Here is a 19,109-nt window from a genome sequence, read left to right on the forward strand (position 1 = left end):
CTATGACGACTCTGGAGCACACACGCAACAGCTTCGACCTGGTTGTGCTGGGCAGCGGTGCCGGTGGTTTCGCCGCTGCCGCCACAGCATCCCGCCGGGGGCTAAAGGTGCTGGTGGTGGAAAAGGCCGAACGCTTTGGCGGCACCTCGGCGATTTCTGGCGGCGCGGTGTGGCTGTATGGCACCGACCAGGCCCGTGACGCCGGCGCCAAGGATTCTCCCGAGGCAATGCGCACCTACCTCAAGCAGGTCATCGGCGACGGCTACGACCCCGCCTTGGGCGATGCCTTCATCGAGCATGGTCACCAAGCGCTGCGCTGGCTGGAGCAGAACACCGAACTGCGTTATGCCCTGCGCCCACTCTCACCCGACTATTACCCGGATGCACCCGGCGCCACTCAGTTCGGTCGGGCGCTGGAAATGGTCGAATACGACGGCAAACACCTGGGCACACGCTTCAAGGACCTGCAGATGCCACCGCCCGGCATGCTGCTGTTCGGCGGCATGATGGTCAACCGGGTGGATATCCAGCATTTCCTCAGCATTCGCCGCTCACCCAGGTCGCTGTGGCATTGCCTGAAGCTGATGGCGCGTTACGCGCGCGACCGCCTGCAGCACCCACGCGGCACCCGGCTTACCACTGGCAACGCATTGATCGCCCGCCTGGCCACCAGCGCCTTCGCCCACGGCACGCAGTTGTGGTTACGCAGCGAGGCCGTGGAGCTGATCGCCGAGCACGGCGTGATCACGGGCGTGGTCGTACAGCGCGAGGGCCGCCGTGAGCGGGTAATGGCCCGTGGTGGCGTGGTGTGCGCCATGGGCGGATTCGCAGCAGGCGCAATGGCCGCCAGCTACCGCCCTGCTCAAAAGGCGCCGCACCTGACCATGTCACCACCGGCAAACGACGGAGCCGCCCTGCGCCTTGCCCAGGCCGTGGCAGCAGCCGAGGGCGAGAGCCTGGCGGCCAACTTCTTCTGGGCACCGGTTTCCGAACTACGTCATGCCGATGGTGAACGTGAGCGCTTCCCGCACCTGGTCACCGACCGCGCCAAGCCGGGCGTAATTGCGGTAGACCAAGCCGGGCGGCGCTTCGTCAACGAGTCCGACTCCTACCACCACTTCGTGCACACCATGTTCGCCAACGGCATTGCCAGCTGCTGGCTGGTCTGCGATGCCGAGGCAATGAACCGGTACGGGCTTGGCCTGGCGCGGCCCAAGCCCGTCAACAACCAGGCGTTGATCGACGCAGGCTACCTGTATCGGGCCACCACATCGCAGGCACTGGCCCTGGCCATCGGCGTCGATCCACAGGTGTTTGCGCACACACTTGCACAGTTCAACAGCGATGCCGGCAATGGCATCGACCGCGCATTTGGCAAAGGCGGCAACAGTTACAACCGCTACATGGGCGACCCGCAACATGCGCCCAACCCATGCTTGGCCCCCCTGACCAAGGGGCCGTTCTATGCCATCCGCATTCACACCGGCGACCTCGGTTCAGCCCGTGGTCTGGTGACCAACGCCGATGCCAACGTGCTGAACCGCAGCGGTTTGCCCATTCCCGGGCTGTATGCGGTCGGCAACGACATGAACTCACTGATGAAGGGCACCTACCCCGGCCCCGGCATCACCCTGGGCCCTGCCCTCACCTTCGGCTGGCTTGCTGCCAACCACATCACCGCGCGCCTGCAGGCGCCGGCTACCCATACGGAGAACCCGGCATGTACTACGAACTGAGAACCTACACCCTCGACCCCTTGAAAATGGCCGACTGGCTGGCCCTGTACCAAAGCCACGCACTCGAGGTGCAGAGCGAACACCTGGGCAACCTGGTGGGCTTTTTCACCAGCGAGTTCGGCGACGTCAACCAAGTGGTGCACATCTGGGGCTATGCCAGCCTCGACGACCGCATGGCGCGCCGCGCAGCCATGGCGGCAGACTCGCGCTGGGCGGAATTCTCGCGACGCAACCGCGAGCTAGGCGCGGTACTGCGCCTGCAATCGCGGCTGCTGCGCCCGACCGGTTTCTCACCGCTGCAGTAAGCCACACACCACCTCTTCCAACAGCCGAGCGGACCCCTTCCATGCCCCCCCTTGAATGTGACGTACTCGTCATCGGCTCCGGCGCCTCAGGCCTGGCTGCCGCCGTAACCGCCGCGCATCATGGCCTGACAGTGGTCGTCGCGGAAAAAGCCAGCCAGCTGGGCGGCACCAGCGCCTGGTCGGGGGGCTGGTTGTGGATACCGCGCAACCCTCTGGCCATCGCCGAAGGCATCGTCGAAGCCGACGATGCCCCGGAGCGCTATTTGCGTGCGCAAACCCACACCCGCGAGTTGGACCCGCGTCAACGCGCCTTCCTGCGCCATGGTCCGGAAATGGTGGCGTTCTTCCAGCAACACACTGCCGTGCAGTTCCAGTGCGGTAGCCGTATGCCCGACATGCGTGAAGGCGATGGCAGTGCACGCGGCGGTCGCTCGCTGTGTGCATTACCTTACGACGGGCGACGGCTAGGGCCTTGGCTGCACAAGTTGCGCCCGCCGCTGGACATCGTCAGCCTGGCCGGCATGGGCATTGCCGGAGGTGCCGACATGGCTGCCTTCTTCAACACCACACGCTCGCCAAAGGCAGCGCTGCATGTTGGCAAGCGCCTGTTGCGCCATGGCCGAGACCTGCTGCTGCACCGTCGCGGCCTACATCTGGTCAATGGCAACGCGCTGGTAGCGCGCCTGCTGCGCAGCGCCCTTGATCGTGGCGTGACATTGCTGACCGAGAAAGCGGCCAGCCGACTGTTGTTGTGCGAAGAACGGGTCAACGGCGCGCTGTTTGCCGACGGCCAAACGATCTACGCACGGCGTGGTGTGGTGCTGGCGTGCGGTGGTTTCCCACATGATCGCCAGCGTATCTCGCAACTGATGCCGCACGCGCCGGACGGTGACCAGCATTACTCCGCTGCGCCCAGGGAGAATAGCGGTGACGGTTTGCGCCTGGGCGAACAGGCGGGTGGCCAGGTGTCTGCGGCAGGCGCCCACGGGGGCGCCTGGGCGCCGGTATCGCAGGTACCGCGCGGCAATGGCCATTTCGGCCATTTTCCACACCTGATCGACCGCGCGAAGCCCGGTTTCATCGCCGTGCGCCGCGATGGTCGGCGCTTCGTCAACGAAGCCGATTGCTACCACGACTTCATGAACGCGCTTTTCGCCGCCACGCCGCAGGCTGAGCAGCCGGAGGCCTGGCTGATCTGCGACCATGCTGCGCAACGACGCTATGGCATGGGTTGGGCCAAGCCCTTTCCCTTCCCTACCCGCTTCTATCAGCGCAGTGGCTATTTGCACAGCGGCGCTACCCTGGCGCAACTGGCGCAGCGCTGCGGGATCGACGCCGAGCAGTTGCAGCGCACGGTGGAGGGCTTCAACCATCATGCGGCACAAGGTGAAGACCCAACCTTTCTACGTGGCGCATCGGCCTACAACCGGGCCCAAGGCGACCCGCAGCAGGCACCTAACCCGTCGCTTCGGCCGTTGCTGAAGGGGCCGTTCCATGCGGTGAAACTGCTGCCAGGCAGCCTTGGCACCTTCGCCGGCCTGGACACAGACGCCTCAGCCCGCGTACTGGACCACGAAGGGCAGCCGATACCCGGGTTGTTTGCAGTGGGTAACGACATGCACAGCGTGATGGGTGGGTACTACCCGAGCGGCGGCATTACCCTTGGGCCAGGGATGACCTTCGGGTATCTGGCCGGTAGAGCGTTGAGCGGGGGCTGTGCACATCATTGATGTCGGTTTTGCGCGCATCAGGCAACCAAGGCCAAAGCCTTCTACCCTTCAGTGACGTGAATACCTGCCGCGCCCGCCGGCCAACGCAACCGTTCGATAACCGAACAGTAGCCCGTCTCTCGAATTGACGCTGCCGTCTTCACTGCTCACCATGCACCGGCCTTGCGTGCCCCCCCTGCCTGGGAAACGATCACGCACCCGTAGCACCGCAGCTGAATACAATTTCAAGAAACGAGCAGTCTATGAACCACTCCAAGATCCCCCCCGCCGCGCCCCGGATGTCCCAGGGCTCGATCGGCGACAAGCTCCGCGGCGCCTTCGGCGTCGGCAAGACCCGTTGGGGCATGCTCGCCCTGGTGTTCTTCGCCACCACCCTGAACTACATCGACCGCGCCGCCCTCGGCATCATGCAGCCCGTGCTGGCCAAGGAAATGAGCTGGACGGCGATGGACTACGCCAACATCAATTTCTGGTTCCAGGTCGGCTATGCCATCGGCTTTCTGCTGCAAGGCCGACTGATCGACAAGGTCGGGGTCAAACGGGCCTTCTTCTTCGCTGTACTGCTGTGGAGCCTGGCCACGGGTGCCCACGGCCTGGCCACCTCGGCGGCAGGTTTCATGGTTTGCCGCTTCATCCTCGGCCTGACCGAGGCCGCCAACTACCCAGCCTGCGTCAAGACCGTGCGCCTGTGGTTCCCGGCGGGTGAGCGGGCCATTGCAACGGGGCTGTTCAACGCCGGTACCAATGTTGGCGCCATGGTCACCCCTGCGCTGTTGCCGCTGATCCTGGCTGTGTGGGGCTGGCAGGCTGCGTTCATCGCCATGGGCAGCCTGGGCCTGGTGTGGGTCGTGCTGTGGGTATTGAAGTACTACAACCCTGAAGACCACCCCCGCGTGCGTCAGAGCGAGGTGCAGTACATCCAGCAGGATGATGAGCCCGAGCCGACCCGCGTGCCGTTCAGCCGTATCCTGCGCCTGCGTGGCACCTGGGCTTTTGCAGTGGCCTATGCGATGACCGCGCCAGTGTTCTGGTTCTACCTGTACTGGCTGCCGCCGTTCCTGAACCAGCAATACAGCCTCGGCATCAACGTGACCCAGATGGGCATCCCGTTGATCATCATCTGGCTGACGGCAGACTTCGGCAGCATCGGGGGTGGCATCCTGTCGTCGTGGCTGATCGGCCGTGGCGTGCGTGCCACGACAGCGCGGCTGGTGTCCATGCTGATCTTTGCCTGCACCATGCTCAGCGTCATCTTTGCCGCCAACGCCAGTGGGCTGTGGGTCGCGGTGGCGGCCATCTCGATCGCGGTAGGCGCGCACCAGGCGTGGACGGCGAATATCTGGAGCCTGGTGATGGACTACACACCCAAGCACCTGGTGAGCACCGTATTCGGCTTCGGCAGCATGTGTGCGGCAATTGGCGGGATGTTCATGACGCAGATTGTCGGCAGCGTGCTGACCGCTACCAACAACAACTATGCCGTGCTGTTTACCATGATCCCCGCCATGTACTTCCTGGCGTTGGTGTGGATGTATGTCATGGCACCGCGCAAGGTCGAGAGCGCCTGAGAGCGCTAGTCACTTACCTCTACGGGGCCCTTGCGGGCCCTTTTTTTGGCTTGGAGTTTCTTGAGAAGCGGACAACGACAATGCAGCGTTCGGTGTGGGTTCACTCGCGAACGTGGCGTAGCCGGTGCCATGCGCCACGTTCGCTCGATCAGACCGCGGCCAACACCGCCTGGGCTTTCTCCAGCGCCATGCGTGCGCGCTGTTCGCCGCTGATGCCCTGCTCCAGCAATTGCCGCGTGGGGATTTCCAGGCTCAGCGGCACGCTAGGCGGCAAGGCGCGCAACAGGCCAACCAGATCGGCATCGCCATCACCCGGGAAGCGTCGCTCGTTACGCGCCTGGCGCAGGATCTCGTCCATGTCGGCCGGTACCGGACCAGCAACGTCACACAGTTGGGCATAGCGCATGCGCTGCGGCTTCAGCTGCGCCAGGTCGTCCAGTGAAGAGCCGGAGCGGTTGAAGTGGAAGGCATCTACCAGTACGCAGCCATTGGCACGGTCGGCGTTGGCCACGACCCGCATGGCCTGGCGCAGGTCACGTACGTCGGTCCAGGGCATGAACTCCAGGTGAGGGTGAATGCCGTATTGCACCGCCAGCTCGCACAATGCGGCAAAGCGTTCGGTCAGGCGCGCTTCGTCGGGGTCGTTGCCCGCTACCAGCAATTCAGTGCCACCCAACCCGGCGCCCACCGCCAGGATCGCTTCGAAGTCGGCCACACAGGTGGCCGGTTCAAGGCGCAGGATCTCCAGGTCGAGCACCTTGATACCCGTGTCGCGCAGGCGCGCCTGGGTTTGCCGGCGCAGTTCGGCATCGGCTACCAGCGGGAAATGCCGCTCCTGTTCGGTGGCGGGTACCAGCCGTAGGCCGACATGGCTGTAACCCGCTCGGGCGGCGGCCTCGACCATGTCCGGTGGAGACAGCTCGAGCACCGTCAGGGCCGCGAGGGAAAAAATTCGATCAGTCATTTATCATCACCAGCAATAGTAAGGTTGTATCAGCCAATGTGCTCGGGCGCGCAAGCCCGACCGCTTTGGGCTGCCTGCCTTATCGCTTCGATCAGCGCCAGTGTGCGCCCCCCGTCAGCAGCGTCGATCAGCGGCACCTGTTCACCCCGGGCAACCCGCACAAAATGCTGCAATTGCAGGGTCAATGCCTCGCCGGCGGGGATGCTTTCCGAGCTTTGCAACAGGGGCGTATGCCAGCCCGAGCCTGCCTCGGCGTAATGCCAGCGCTTGAGCTGGGGAATGCTCAGTGCTCCTTGGGTACCGGCCAGCAGATAGCACGGCTGGCCATCCTGGCGCGGGTACACAGGGCTTTCGCCACTGTCCAGCTCCCAGCTCCACGGAGCAGCCACCGCGTCAGACCCGGTCAGGCTGCCCAGGGCACCGTTGGCAAACTGCAACAGCACTGCGGCGCTGTCTTCGTTGGCAAAACCGCGTACATCGTTGCGGGTGAAGGCTTGCACCTGCACCACCTCGCCGCACAGGTAACGCAACAGGTCAAGGTCGTGGATCAGGTTGGTCAGCAAGAAGCCGGCCCCTGGCTCGCGACGCCAGGGCGTTTCGAAATAGCTGTCAGGCTTTTGCAGCTGCCACAGCGCAGTGACGTTGATCAACCGGCCCAGTTTGCCTTCGTTGATCACCTGGTGCGCCTTGGCGATCAGCGGATTGTGTCGGCGATGGTGACCTACAAGCACCGGCACACCCCGGCGGTTTGAAGCTTCCACCAGTGCACGCACTTCATCCAGGTGCACCCCCACCGGTTTTTCCACCAGCACCGGCACCCCAGCCTCGACACAATCCAGGGCGGTGGCGACATGCAGGTTGTTGGGGTTGGCGACAATCACTGCCTCGGGGCGAACTCGCTCCAACATTTGCCGGTGGTCGGCAAAGCAAGGCACGCCGCAGTCGGCGGCGAAGGCCTCGGCCTGCGGGCCGGGGTCGGCTACCGCACACAGTTGGGCTTGCGGCACATTGCGCAAGTGCTGGTAGTGCTGCCGGCCCATGATGCCGGCGCCAATCAAGGCAATACGAAGGGGTGCGTTCAACAGCCTGTCCTCTTGTCATTGTTGTTATGAAATTCTGAAACCAGGTTCCAAAATTCACACTCGACAATTTAGAACCAAGTTCAGCTTTTCAGAAGAACGGGCGCAAAAGACTGTGCGGTAATCGACCGGAATATCCCCTCAGGCAAACAGCTCGCTGGCTGGGCTGGCCGCCGACAGCTCTTCTGCCGCCGCCAGCAATAGCGGTGCCAGCGCTGTAAGGCGGCTCTGTGCCAGCCGCGCGCTGGGCCCGGCGATGCTCAGCACGCCGATCACCTCGTCACTTTGCGGGCGGCGTATCACTGCGGCCAGGGCTGAGGTGCCGATGGCGGAGGTCTCCTCGACCCAGGCATAGCCAAGCTCGCGGGCGCGGTGCAGGTAGGCGAGCAATTCATCGGTGGAGCGTGGCGCGTTCGGGCCGAACTGGTCGGGGTCGGCAATACCTTGGCGCAACACCATCTGCAGCGCCTGCTCATCGTCCAGGCTGGCCAGCCAGGCATGCCCGGAGGCGGTATAGAACAGCGGCGCGTCGCGCCCCATATCCGGGTCGTAGCGCAGCCCGGAGCGGGCCCCCTGGGACTTGGCGATCCAGGTTTGCCGGGCACCGTCGATCACCCCAAGGCGCACGAGTTCGCCGCTGTCCTGGGCCAGGCGGTCAAGAATCGGCTGGATGATGTCGGCACCGCTGCTGGCGAGGTAACGAAAGCCCAGCGCTACCAGCTTGGCCGACAGCTGATAGCGGCTGCTTTCCCGGTTCTGGCGCACGTAGCCCAGCCGCACCAGCTCAGTGAGCATGCGGTGGGCAGCGCTTTTGGGAATGTCCAGGCGCTCGGCCAGGGTTTGTAACGGCAGCCCTTGGGGTTCACCGGTAAGGCTTTCTACAAGACTGAAGGCGCGTTCGATCTGACTACCAGCCATGTCACAGGTCCCTGATTTTTTTGCGGATTCTAGAAGATGATTCCACATCGTCGCCAGCCAGCGCAGCTCGGGCCACCTCGAATGTCCGATGATCGCCCAGTTCTTGCCTGACATGCCCGACCTGACCTTGCAGGACCACCCGCCGCCGATAAAAATGTGGAACATTGTTCCAATAAAAACACAGGAAACCCGCAATGTCTTCCGCTCCTCTCGAAACCGCATGCGATGTACTGGTCATAGGTTCTGGCGCCGCCGGGCTGGCGGCGGCCGTCACGGCTGCCTGGCATGGGCAGAAGGTGATCGTGGCGGAGAAAGAACGGGTGTTTGGCGGTGCCACCGCCTGGTCCGGCGGCTGGGCCTGGGTGCCACGCAACCCGCTGGCGCGCAGGGCCGGCATCGAGGAAGACATCGAGCAACCGCGGACTTATCTGCGCCATGAGCTGGGGGCAAACTACAATGCCGAGCGCGTCGATGCCTTCCTTGAGGCGTGCCCGCACATGGTGGCGTTTTTCGAGAAGTACACGGCGTTGCAGTTTGCCGACGGCAACGGCATCCCGGACATGCATGGCGATACGCCGGGGGCAGCTCTTGGCGGCCACCAGGTGATCGCCGCGCCCTACGATGCCCGCGAGGTTGGCGCCCTGCTGCCACGCTTGCGCAAGACTATGCGCGAAACCTCGTTCATGGGCATGCCGATCATGGCCGGTACCGACCTTGCCGCCTTCCTTAACATGACCCGCTCGCCCAAAGCCCTGCTGCACGTGTGCAAGCGCTTTGGCCGCCACCTGTACCACCTGGCCCGCCATGGTCGGGCCATGCACCTGGTCAACGGTGTGGCGCTGGTGGCGCGCCTGGCTAAATCCGCACAGGACCTGGGTGTGCACCTGCAAGCGTCGGCGCCGGTCAAACGCCTGCTGATCGAGGATGGCCAGGTACGCGGGGCGTGGGTCGCTACGCCACAGGGCGAGCAGCTGATCCGCGCCAAGGCCGTGGTGCTGGCGGCAGGTGGTTTCCCCAATGACAACGCCCGGCGCCAGCAACTGTTCCCGCGCGACGCCAGCGGCCACGATAACCTGGCGCTGCCGCCCAAGGGGTGTTCTGGTGATGGCCTGCGCCTGGGCGAATCCGCCGGCGGTGTGGTTGCCACCGACCTGAAGTCGCCGGTGGCCTGGGCACCGGTTTCACAGGTGCCGTATCGCGACGGCAGCGTCGGCCACTTCCCGCACATTATCGAGCGCGGCAAACCGGGCGTTATCGGCGTGCTGGCCAACGGCAAGCGTTTCGTCAACGAAGCGCATGGCTATTACGACTATGTGTCGGCCATGGTCGCTGCAGTGCCGCAAGGTCAGGAGGTGTGCTCGTGGCTGGTTTGCGATCATCGCTTCTTGCGCCGCTATGGCCTGGGGCATGCCCGCCCGGCACCGCTGCCGGTAGGCCCGCATGTGCGCAACGGCTACCTGAAACGCGGTGCCACGCTCGAGCAGCTCGCCCAGGCCTGCGGCATTGACCCGTCCGGGCTGCGGGCCACGGTCACTGACTTCAATAGCCATGCCCGCAGCGGCCAGGACCCGGCGTTTGGCCGTGGTTCCACGCCGTTCAACCGCAAGCAGGGCGACCCACGGCACAAGGGCCCTAACCCGTGCGTAGCGCCCATCGAACACGGGCCGTTTTATGCGGTGAAAGTAAAGCCCGGCTGCTTTGGCACCTTTGCCGGGTTGCGCACCGACGGCAATGCCCGTGTGCTGGATGAGGCCGGGCAACCGATCGCAGGTCTGTACGCAGCAGGTACCGACATGGCCAGCGTGTTTGGTGGCTGGTACCCGTCGGGCGGTATCAACCTGGGGCCGGCACTGACTTTTGGCTACGTCGCCGGGCGGCACATTGCCGGGGTGCAGGGGTATGAGTGAGCTGACCCACAATAACCGGGTGGTCGGCGCTCTGCAGGAGGACGCAGGGAAAGGCCGTGGCGCTTGAATCGAGCGCCACGCGGTCTGATTTTTCAGCGCTGTCGTCCCTCAGCTCACTGGTCTCGCTGCGCTGCGCTCCTGAATCTGCGCCAGCCAGTAGGCCACATCCACCTCGTCGATCTGCTCGGTGCGCAGGAAGCGCTCGGCATATTGGCGGTATACCCCGCTGCTGAGGAACAGTTGTAGCAGTTGCCCGTCGACGTGCCCCTCGCGGGCCATGGCCACCAGGATCTTCACCGATTCGGACAGCGTCTTCGGGGGTTTGTAAGGCCGGTCTGCTGCCGTCAGTGCTTCGAAGATGTCGGCAATCGCCATCACCCGCTCGGCGATGCCCAGGTCCTGCCCGCCCAGGCGGCGCGGATAGCCGCTGCCGTTCATCTTTTCGTGGTGGTTGCCGGCGATGTCGGGTACCCGCTTGAGGTGGCGCGGGAGCGGCAGCGCACTGAGCATGATGATGGTCTGCACGATGTGTTCGTTGATCTTGAAGCGTTCTTCGTCAGTCAGCGTGCCACGGCGGATCGACAGATTGTACAGCTCGCCGTAGTTGCTGGCGTGGCCTGGCAGATGCATGTCGAACCCCCAGATATTCCGCGGGTCGTCCTTGACCACCGGCGGCGTGCGGGTGCCCCAGGGCACGCAGTGTTCGGGGCGGTCGGCCAGCAATGGCTCCTCTGTCGGTAGTGCAGGCTGCGGCACGCCGACAAGGCGTTCCGCTTCATCCCGGGAGATGCCCAGGCGGTTATCGAAATGGCGCAACCAGCGACGCTTGCCGATCACCTGCAAGCGCTGGATATCGGTGTCCTGCATGAACTCGCCGCCGATGTTGGCCTGGGCGACGAAAGCGAAGTCGTCCTGCAGCTCGGCCTGGCTTCGGCTCAGTGCGGCTTTCAGTGCCTGCTGGTCGACGCCGCTGGCCAGGCCTTGCCAATAAGCCAGCTCCGCATCGCGCCACAGCACTTCGAAACGCATGCGTACTTCGTGAATGCGGTTGTACAGGGTCTCCAGCTTGGTCGCCTTGTCCACCACGTACTCGGGGCTGGTGACCTTGCCACAATCGTGCAGCCAGGCTGCCACACGGAACTCGTATCGCTCTGCCTCGGTCATGCTGAAGCTGGCGAACGGGCCGTTGTCGGCTGCCACTGCCTGGTCCAGCAGCATCTGCGCCAGTTGAGGCACCCGCTCGCAGTGGCCACCGGTATAGGGGCTCTTGGCGTCGATGGCGTCTGCCAACAGCTTGATCATGGCGTCCAGCAGGCGTTGCTGGGCTTCGACCAACTGCCGGGTCTCGATAGCCACTGCAGCCACACCGGACAACTCCCCGACAAAGCGCCGGAATGCCTCGCCTACCCGCTCAGGCGCCTGCTCTTCGTCCATTTGCAGGACCAGGATGCCCAACAGTGCCTGGCTACGGTCATTCAGCACGACGGCCAGACTGCGCTCATGCAGGCCGAGGGCCCGGGTCACTGCTGTAGCCAAGTGCTGCCGTGCGCCTTCATCCACTGCCAGTTCGCTTGGGTATTGCTCACCGCGGCACGAGGCGGCCAGGCGCAGCAAAGCCTGTTCGGCGTCGTACAGGTACACCACGCCGGCGTCGCCCGCGGCAGCTTCCACCAGATGGCTCAGCACGCCATCGAGCATGCACTCCAGGTTTCGCTCACGGCTGAGCGTAAGGGTAATCGCCTGATAGTGGCGAATCGTACCGGCCATTCGGCTCAACACGCGGCTCAGTTCACGCACCTCGGAAACCCGCGAGTGCACGCCCACCTCACGGCTGAAATCAAAGCTTGCCAAGCCTTGAACCTGCTCGCGCAACAGCCGCAGCGGGCGGCCAATACGCCGGCCAAGCACACCGCCGAGCACCAGCAACACAGCCATCAGCGCCACGGTCCAGAGCAACTGCTCGAACAAGACTTTGCGTGCCCCTACCAGCAGTTCGTGACCAGGTACGGCAATCAGCACTTGCAAGTCGTGCCCGGCCAGAGTGGTCAGCTGCACGCGAATGCCATACCAGGTCTGGCCGTCCACCTGATAAGGCTGGGGCTGGTTGCCCGTCGGCATGTCAGCGTATAGCCGCGCCAGGCTGGGAGCGCCCAGCTCGGCGATACGCGACAGGCGCACGCCTTGCCCTTCATGCACGATTGCCCGCTGCGGGTCCGGATAAGCCACAACATCGCCCCGGTCATCGACCACAACGATCTCGGTACCCGGGGTCATGCGCAGGTCCTGAATCTCACTGGCCAAGTCGTTGACCGAAACGTCCAGGCCGATCACGGCCCCACCGTCGACGCTACGTTGGGCCATGGTCAAGCCGACCTCACGGGTGGTGAAGAACACATAAGGGCGGGTCAGCACTGTAGCGGGCTGTACCGTGGCTTCAGTGAACCAGGGGCGCAGGCGTGGATCGTAGCGATAGTCAGGTTTGGCCTGGGCCTGCAACAGCTTCAGCGCCCGATCATAAAAGCGCCACTCGCCCTGCACCTTGGCGCCCTCGCCATGGCTGACGCTCTGCACCAGAAATGCCGTGCCCGGTGGGGCCGCGAAACGCTGCATCAGTTGCGGGTCACGCAGGCGACGCACCAACAGGAACTCGCCGCTGGGGTAACCCAGATAGGCGGCGCTGAGCATGCGGTTGGCGTCCAGCATTTCCACCAGCTGTGGCAGCCGATCCAGACGCTGTGCCTGGGTGTGAAGCGTCGTGTTGTGGGCAAGCAGACGGATGCTGCTTTGCGCCGGCTCGATCAGGCGCCTGGCGCGCTCATCGATGGTCTTGGCAACCTGCTGGGCGGCATCGCCAGCAGCAGCCACGAGGGTCTGGCGAATACCGCGATAGCCCTGCCAGGCCAGGGCAGCGCCGAGCAGCAGCATGCCCAGCACGATGGCCAGCGCCACCAGCCACTGCAGTGAAATACCACGTCCTGTATTGCCAACAACACGCCCCGTCGACACGCAGCCCATCCCAGGTACTCCATGTGCGGCACATTGCCTTGGCTGATTTCTGCAGCAGTGTAGAGTGCGCGTGAGCTTTCTGCCGGGCCGGCAACACGTTTACAGACGAGCGTGCAAGGCTTTGTACCGCGACATAGGCGACGTGGGCCATGATCAGGGCATCAGCCGCGCAACTGGTACCAGGTGGTCTTGAGCTGCGAATACTTGTCGAACGAATGCAGTGACAGATCGCGGCCAAACCCCGACTGCTTGCCCCCACCGAACGGCACCGTCACATCCAGCGCATCGACCGTGTTCACCGATACGGTACCGGCTTTCAACGCCCGCGCTACCCGGTGCACCTGGTTGAAGTCGTCGCTCCAAACCGAAGCTGCCAGGCCATAGATGCTGTCGTTGGCAAGGCGCACCGCTTCTTCTTCCGTGTCGAAGGCGCTGACCGCCAGCACTGGGCCGAATACCTCCTCCCGCGCCAGGCTCATGCGGCCCTCGACACCGGCAAAAATGGTCGGTTCGATGTAGTTGTCCGAACCTTCGATGTTCAGGCGTCGGCCGCCACACACCAATTGCGCGCCCTCTTGCCCGGCACGCACGATGGCGGCCTCAATGCGGCCGGTCTGTTCGGCATCGACAATGGCCCCGGCGCGGCTCGCCGGATCCAGCGGGTTACCGGGCAGCCACTGGCGAGCCTTGACCTGCAGGCGCTCGATGAACTCATCGTGAATGGCACGCTGCACGTACAGCCGCGAGTTGGCCGAACACACTTCGCCCTGGTTGAAGAAAATGCCAAAAGCGGCTTTCTCCGCAGCCAGGTCCAGGTCCTGGCAGTTGTCGAACACCAGGTTCGGGCTCTTGCCGCCGCACTCGAGCCAAACCTGCTTGAGGTTGGACTGCGCCGAGTACTGCATGAAGTACTTGCCCACCTGGGTGGAGCCTGTGAACACCAGGCAGTCCACATCCGGGTGCAGGCCCAGCGCCTGCCCGGCCTGCTCGCCCAGGCCTGGCACCACGTTCAGTACGCCTTCCGGCAACCCCGCTTCCAGCGCCAGTTGGGCCAGGCGCAGGGCCGAGAACGGTGATTGCTCGGCGGGCTTGAGTACCACGCTGTTACCGGCAGCCAGCGCCGGGGCCAGCTTCCAGGCGGCCATGTCGAGCGGGAAGTTCCATGGCACCACGGCAGCGACCACGCCGAGGGCTTCGCGGGTGATGGTGGCCAGCGCATTGGCAGCAGTGGGCGCCACCTGGTCATACAGCTTGTCCAGCGCCTCGCCGTACCAGGCGAACACATGGGCAGAACCCGGCACGTCGATGTTGTAGGCGTCCATCACCGGCTTGCCCATGTTCAGCGAGTCCAGCAAGGCCAGTTCTTCACGATGGGCCATGATCAGCTCGGCCAGGCGCAGCAGTACTTTCTTGCGCTCGCCCGGCGCCATGCGCGGCCAGGGGCCGTGTTCGAAGGCCCGACGGGCGCTGGCGACGGCCAGGTCGACCTCGGCCTGGCCGCAGGCGGCTACCTGTGCCATCAGGTTGTTGGCGGCGGGGTTGATGGCTGCGAAGGTGGCGCCATCCTGTGCATTGACGGGTTTGCCATTGATCAGCGCTTTGGATGGCAGGTACAGGTCCGAGGCGCGTTGTTGCCAGAATTCGAGGGTGTACATTTGTACTCCAGGCGACCGCGGTGGCGATCATTTTTTGCGGAAGTAACAGGTACCACACAGTCCGCAAGCGCGCCGCGCCTCCTCTGTGGGAGCGGACGTGCCCGCGAATCAGGCGACACGGAGGATGGCACCGGCTTCGCCGGTGTTCGCGGGCATGCCCGCTCCCACAGGGGAAACCGGTTGCCCTTGGCAACGGCTTAGAGCTTGCCGACCAACCGAGCGGTGCGGTCCACGGCAATGCGGGTTTTCTCTACCAGCTCATCCAGCTCGCTGTGGTTGGCGATCAAGGCCGGGGCCATGATCATTCGGCCCAAGGTCGAGCGTATGATCACCCCTTCCTCGAAACCAAAGGTGCGGCACTGCCAGGCCAAGTCGTTCTCGTTGGCAAAGCGCTTGCGCGTCGGCTTGTGCTCGGCGAACTGCAGCGCCGCCACCAGCCCGGCCCCTTGCACCTGGCCGATCAATGGGTGATCGGCAAACACTTCCCGCAGAATGCGCTGCAGGTACGGCCCCGTGTCGTCCTTCACCTGGCGCACGATGCCTTCGTCACGCAGCGCCTTCAGGTTGGCGATGGCCACTGCCGCCGCCACCGGGTGGCCGGAATAGGTCAGGCCGTGGGCAAAGACCCCGCCGCGCTCTACCAATGCCTCGGCTATGCGTTTGCTCAGCACCAGGCCCCCCATGGGCACATAGCCGCTGGTCAGGCCCTTGGCAATCGACAGGGTGTCGGGCTCGAAGCCGAAGTATTCATGGGCGAACCATTCGCCGGTGCGACCAAAGCCACCGATCACCTCATCGGCGCACAGCAGCACGTCGTACTGGCGGCAGATACGCTGGATTTCCGGCCAGTAGCTTTCAGGCGGGAAGATCATGCCGCCCGCCCCCTGGAAGGGTTCGGCAATGAAGCCGGCAACGTTTTCGGCACCCAGCTCGAGGATCTTTTCCTCCAGTTGCAGGGCGCAGCGGCGGCCGAACTCGGCCGGGGTCAGTTCACCGCCCTCGGCGTACCAGTAGGGTTCGTCGATGTGTGCCACATCCGGAATCAACCCGCCCATGTCGTGCATGAACTTCATGCCGCCCAGCGCCGTGGCCGCCAGGGTCGAGCCGTGGTAGCCGTTCCAGCGGCCGATCATGATTTTCTTGCTTGGCTGGTCAACCACCTGCCAGTAGCGGCGTACGGTGCGGATCAGTACCTCGTTGGCCTCGGAGCCAGAGTTGGTGTAGATCGCGTGGCTGTAGTGCCCCGGCAGCAGGCTGAACAGCAACTCGGACAGTTCGATCACCGCCGGGTGGGTGGTGTGGAAGAACATGTTGTAGTAGGCCAACTGATCCATCTGCGTGGCCGCAGCGGCCGTCAGGTCACGGCGGCCATAACCGAGCTGGGTGCACCACAGGCCGGACATGCCATCCAGGTAGCGCTTGCCCTCACTGTCCCACAGGTGCAGGCGTTCGCCACCGACGATCACCCGCGGCCCTTCGGCGTTCAGCGCCTTCTGGTCGAGGAAGGCATGAATGTGGTGGGCTGCATCGGCTGCCTGGTAGTCACGGGTCTGGCGTTGCGGGGCGAAAGGCGCGTTCATTGTTGGTTTTCCTTTGCGGTGGGGTTGCAGGGCGGCTGGCGTTCAGCGCAGCTTGCCCATGTAGCTTTCCAGCGGGTCCTTGCCCAGCACGCCCTGGGCATTGGCCAGTGCATCGATGAACAGGGAGAACAGTTCGGACTGGGTGCCGATGTCGAGCTTGGCGTAGACGTTCTTGCGGTGCGACTTGATGGTGTCCTCCGACACGCCCAGCCGCTCGGCCAGCGACTTGGTCGAGTGGCCACGCAGGATCAGCTGGGCGATACGGCATTCACGCTCGGTCAACAGCGAGCTGCCGAAGTTGTTCAGGGCGGCATGGATACGTTGCTCGAGGATGTTCTCGAAGCGGCCTGCGCGGCTGTCCAGCCCGGCAAAATGCTTGCCGAGTACCGCCAGCACCCAAGGCGTGATGAGCCCGAACCGCGTGCGGCTTTGCCCATCCAGCTTGTCGGTGAAGGCCAGCGACACCGCCAGGCTTTGCCCGGGCGCCACCTGCAGGATGTAGTTGAGTTCATCCTCCAGGTGCGAGTGGCGATAGAACGATTGGTAGTACTCGCTGACCTCGAAGTGATCGGGTGCCACTTCGAACAGGCCGTAGCAGCCGGATTCGACCTGTTCCACGCAAGCACCGTAGAACGGGTCGAGCAGGTAGAAGCCCGACAGGTAGCGGCTGACATTGCCCTCGGGCTGCCAAGGCGCCTTGTCATCCTGCTCGAACAGCGCACAGGGCATGCCGTCGTGCGGGTACAGGTACACCGTGGTCGCCTGGATCGGCCGGATCACACCCAGTGCCGCAAACAGGCTGGCGGCAAAGCCCGGCCGGCCGATCGCCTCGGTGACCTTGGCCTGGTGCTCGAACCATTGTTCTGAAAGCAGTTGATTAGTCACTGTGGGCCTGCCGTTTCTTTTCAGTGGCACCGCCGCCAGTGCGGTGCGTCGTTGAGCAGATACTCCCACGGCGCTGCTGGCACCGGAATCACCCTTTGGGGTGAGCCGGGCAAGGGCAGTGGCCGCTCACCCCAAAGGGTGATTCCGGGTACCTGCAGGGTGTGGGAGCATCGACCTGCCCCAGCGCTGCGAGCTTTCCGCTCGACCTCCTTGCACAACACCCAACGGTTGCGAGCCCGCTCGCCTGCCGCGGTGTCCTGCATCCCTTTTCAGGAGTTAGCAATGCATACAACAACAAGTACAGCCCATAGCCCCGCCCCGCATGCACCCTCGCAACCCGGCACCAGCACAGGCCGCTTCCGCAAGTCCATGAGCATGACCGCCCTGGTGCTATTTGGCCTGGCCTACATGGTGCCCCTGGCCGTATTCACCACCTACGGGCTGGTCACCCAGATGACCAAAGGGCACCTGCCCACCGCCTACCTGCTCACGCTCGCCGCCATGCTGCTGACCGCTTACAGTTACGGCCGCATGGTCCAGGCCCATCCCTACTCCGGCTCGGTCTACACCTACACGCGCAAGGCCTTCGGCAGCCATATCGGCTTCATCACCGGTTGGACACTGCTGCTCGACTACATCTTCCTGCCGCTGCTCAGCTACCTGCTGATCGGCATCTACATGTCGGAATACTTCCCGACCATCCATGCCTGGGTGTGGGTGGCGGGCTCCATTGCCCTGGTCACCTTCCTCAACCTGATCGGCATCGAATCGATCACCCGGGTCAACTGGATACTGGTAGTGGTGCAACTGGTGTTCATCATCGTCTTCGTCGCCCTGTCCATTCTCAAGCTCAGCGGACAGGCGGAGCCGGTGTCGCTGCTGGCCCCCTTCCACCACGAAGGCTTCAGCGTGCCGTTGATCCTGACCGGCGCCGCCGTACTGTGCCTGTCGTTCCTCGGTTTCGATGCGGTATCGACCATGGCTGAGGAAACCAGCAACCCGACCTACCGCATTCCCGTGGCGATTCTTGCGGTGTCGTTGATCGGCGGGCTGCTGTTTCTGGTGGTGTCTTACTGCGCACAGATGGTGTTCCCCGACTGGGGCAGCTTCGCCGACCCGGATTCGGCCTCGGTGGACGTGATGCGCCGGGTGGGCGGCGAGCTGCTGGTAACCGCCTTCACCGCGACCTACGTGGCCGGCTGCTTTGCCTCGGCCATGGTGTCCCAAGCCAGCGTGTCGCGCGTACTGTTCGCCATGGGCCGTGACGGCGCATTGCCGCGGGCATTCGGCCAGCTGGTGACGAAAAAGCGCGTGCCGGCCACTGCCATCCTGGTGGTCAGCCTGCTGTCGCTGATCGCCCTGGTGATCACCCTGGATACCGTGGCCAACATGATCAGCTTTGGTGCACTGTTCGCCTTCTCGGCGGTGAACCTGGCGGTGGTCAAGCACTACCTGGTCGACCAGAAACTGCGCGGTTGCCGCAACGGCCTGCTGTACGGCGTAATTCCCGGGCTGGGCTTTATCAGCACGCTGTGGCTATGGAGCAGCCTGACCAGCCTGTCGTTCACCATCGGTCTGTGCTGGATGGGCATGGGCCTGTTGGTGCTACTGGGGCTGACCCGCGCGTTGCGCGTGAAGCTGCCAGAGCTGCAGATGGCCGAGTGACACCTGAAGACTTGCGCGCCTTTGCCTCGCGGGAACCGGTGCTGGAACGCAAGGCCGGGCGCCGAGGCGGTGCGCGCATTCATGGGTTTAACCTGTGCCGGCCGCTTCGCG

At 64.0% G+C, this 19,109-nt stretch carries 13 protein-coding genes; 6 read left to right on the forward strand and 7 right to left on the reverse strand.

Annotation, left to right across the window (positions count from 1 at the left end):
* Positions 1-2 precede the first annotated feature (2 nt).
* The 4 genes from GST84_15825 (at position 3) to GST84_15840 (ending at position 5,339) form a co-directional block, all read left to right on the forward strand.
* Positions 3-1,736: an FAD-dependent oxidoreductase gene (locus GST84_15825; GenBank protein XGB13721.1), complete on the forward strand. Its 1,734-nt coding sequence runs from the start codon at positions 3-5 to the stop codon at positions 1,734-1,736.
* Positions 1,721-2,041, forward strand: coding sequence for an NIPSNAP family protein (locus GST84_15830; protein XGB13722.1), 321 nt, complete (start codon positions 1,721-1,723; stop codon positions 2,039-2,041). The genes GST84_15825 and GST84_15830 overlap by 16 nt, the downstream gene beginning before the upstream one ends.
* A 41-nt stretch (positions 2,042-2,082) precedes the next feature.
* Positions 2,083-3,771 carry an FAD-dependent oxidoreductase gene (locus GST84_15835; GenBank protein XGB13723.1) on the forward strand — a complete coding sequence of 563 codons (1,689 nt, stop codon included), beginning with the start codon at positions 2,083-2,085 and terminating at the stop codon, positions 3,769-3,771.
* Positions 3,772-4,013: 242 nt separating this feature from the next.
* Positions 4,014-5,339 carry an MFS transporter gene (locus tag GST84_15840; protein XGB13724.1) on the forward strand — a complete coding sequence of 442 codons (1,326 nt, stop codon included), beginning with the start codon at positions 4,014-4,016 and terminating at the stop codon, positions 5,337-5,339.
* Positions 5,340-5,487: 148 nt separating this feature from the next.
* Here the strand turns inward: GST84_15840 and GST84_15845 are convergent, their stop codons facing one another.
* The 3 genes from GST84_15845 to GST84_15855 form a co-directional block, all read right to left on the reverse strand.
* Complete coding sequence (locus tag GST84_15845; GenBank protein XGB13725.1) at positions 5,488-6,303, reverse strand: TIM barrel protein; 816 nt, start codon at positions 6,301-6,303, stop codon at positions 5,488-5,490.
* Positions 6,304-6,332: 29 nt separating this feature from the next.
* Entirely contained in the window at positions 6,333-7,385 is a 1,053-nt protein-coding gene (locus tag GST84_15850) for a Gfo/Idh/MocA family oxidoreductase (protein XGB13726.1), read from the reverse strand.
* Positions 7,386-7,523: 138 nt separating this feature from the next.
* Positions 7,524-8,300, reverse strand: coding sequence for a helix-turn-helix domain-containing protein (locus GST84_15855; GenBank protein ID XGB13727.1), 777 nt, complete (start codon positions 8,298-8,300; stop codon positions 7,524-7,526).
* Positions 8,301-8,494: 194 nt separating this feature from the next.
* Between GST84_15855 and GST84_15860 the strand changes: the two genes are divergently transcribed.
* Positions 8,495-10,207, forward strand: coding sequence for an FAD-dependent oxidoreductase (locus GST84_15860; GenBank protein XGB13728.1), 1,713 nt, complete (start codon positions 8,495-8,497; stop codon positions 10,205-10,207).
* A gap of 108 nt (positions 10,208-10,315) precedes the next feature.
* Here GST84_15860 and GST84_15865 read toward each other — a convergent pair whose 3' ends face one another.
* From GST84_15865 to GST84_15880, 4 genes are all read right to left on the reverse strand, one after another.
* A complete protein-coding gene (locus GST84_15865; GenBank protein XGB13729.1) occupies positions 10,316-13,222 on the reverse strand; it encodes a phosphohydrolase in 2,907 nt (968 codons plus the stop codon).
* 152 nt (positions 13,223-13,374) lie between these two features.
* A complete protein-coding gene (locus tag GST84_15870; protein ID XGB13730.1) occupies positions 13,375-14,868 on the reverse strand; it encodes an aldehyde dehydrogenase family protein in 1,494 nt (497 codons plus the stop codon).
* A 197-nt stretch (positions 14,869-15,065) separates the two neighbouring features.
* A complete protein-coding gene (locus GST84_15875) occupies positions 15,066-16,448 on the reverse strand; it encodes an aspartate aminotransferase family protein (protein XGB13731.1) in 1,383 nt (460 codons plus the stop codon).
* A 42-nt stretch (positions 16,449-16,490) separates the two neighbouring features.
* The gene (locus tag GST84_15880) at positions 16,491-17,333 is read right to left on the reverse strand and encodes a LuxR family transcriptional regulator (protein ID XGB13732.1); all 843 of its coding nucleotides are present in this window, start codon (positions 17,331-17,333) and stop codon (positions 16,491-16,493) included.
* A gap of 282 nt (positions 17,334-17,615) precedes the next feature.
* Between GST84_15880 and GST84_15885 the strand changes: the two genes are divergently transcribed.
* Positions 17,616-18,998, forward strand: coding sequence for an amino acid permease (locus GST84_15885; GenBank protein XGB13733.1), 1,383 nt, complete (start codon positions 17,616-17,618; stop codon positions 18,996-18,998).
* Positions 18,999-19,109 lie beyond the last annotated feature (111 nt).

Source organism: Pseudomonas putida, assembly GCA_041879295.1.
Lineage (GTDB): Bacteria > Pseudomonadota > Gammaproteobacteria > Pseudomonadales > Pseudomonadaceae > Aquipseudomonas > Aquipseudomonas putida_Y.

Bases quoted from the DNA above. Each gene is read 5' to 3' on its own strand.
- GST84_15825 (XGB13721.1), top strand. From the start codon at position 3: ATGACGACTCTGGAGCACACACGCAACAGCTTCGACCTGGTTGTGCTG.
- GST84_15830 (XGB13722.1), top strand. From the start codon at position 1,721: ATGTACTACGAACTGAGAACCTACACCCTCGACCCCTTGAAAATGGCC.
- GST84_15835 (XGB13723.1), top strand. From the start codon at position 2,083: ATGCCCCCCCTTGAATGTGACGTACTCGTCATCGGCTCCGGCGCCTCA.
- GST84_15840 (XGB13724.1), top strand. From the start codon at position 4,014: ATGAACCACTCCAAGATCCCCCCCGCCGCGCCCCGGATGTCCCAGGGC.
- GST84_15845 (XGB13725.1), bottom strand. From the start codon at position 6,303: ATGACTGATCGAATTTTTTCCCTCGCGGCCCTGACGGTGCTCGAGCTG.
- GST84_15855 (XGB13727.1), bottom strand. From the start codon at position 8,300: ATGGCTGGTAGTCAGATCGAACGCGCCTTCAGTCTTGTAGAAAGCCTT.
- GST84_15860 (XGB13728.1), top strand. From the start codon at position 8,495: ATGTCTTCCGCTCCTCTCGAAACCGCATGCGATGTACTGGTCATAGGT.
- GST84_15865 (XGB13729.1), bottom strand. From the start codon at position 13,222: ATGGGCTGCGTGTCGACGGGGCGTGTTGTTGGCAATACAGGACGTGGT.
- GST84_15870 (XGB13730.1), bottom strand. From the start codon at position 14,868: ATGTACACCCTCGAATTCTGGCAACAACGCGCCTCGGACCTGTACCTG.
- GST84_15875 (XGB13731.1), bottom strand. From the start codon at position 16,448: ATGAACGCGCCTTTCGCCCCGCAACGCCAGACCCGTGACTACCAGGCA.
- GST84_15885 (XGB13733.1), top strand. From the start codon at position 17,616: ATGCATACAACAACAAGTACAGCCCATAGCCCCGCCCCGCATGCACCC.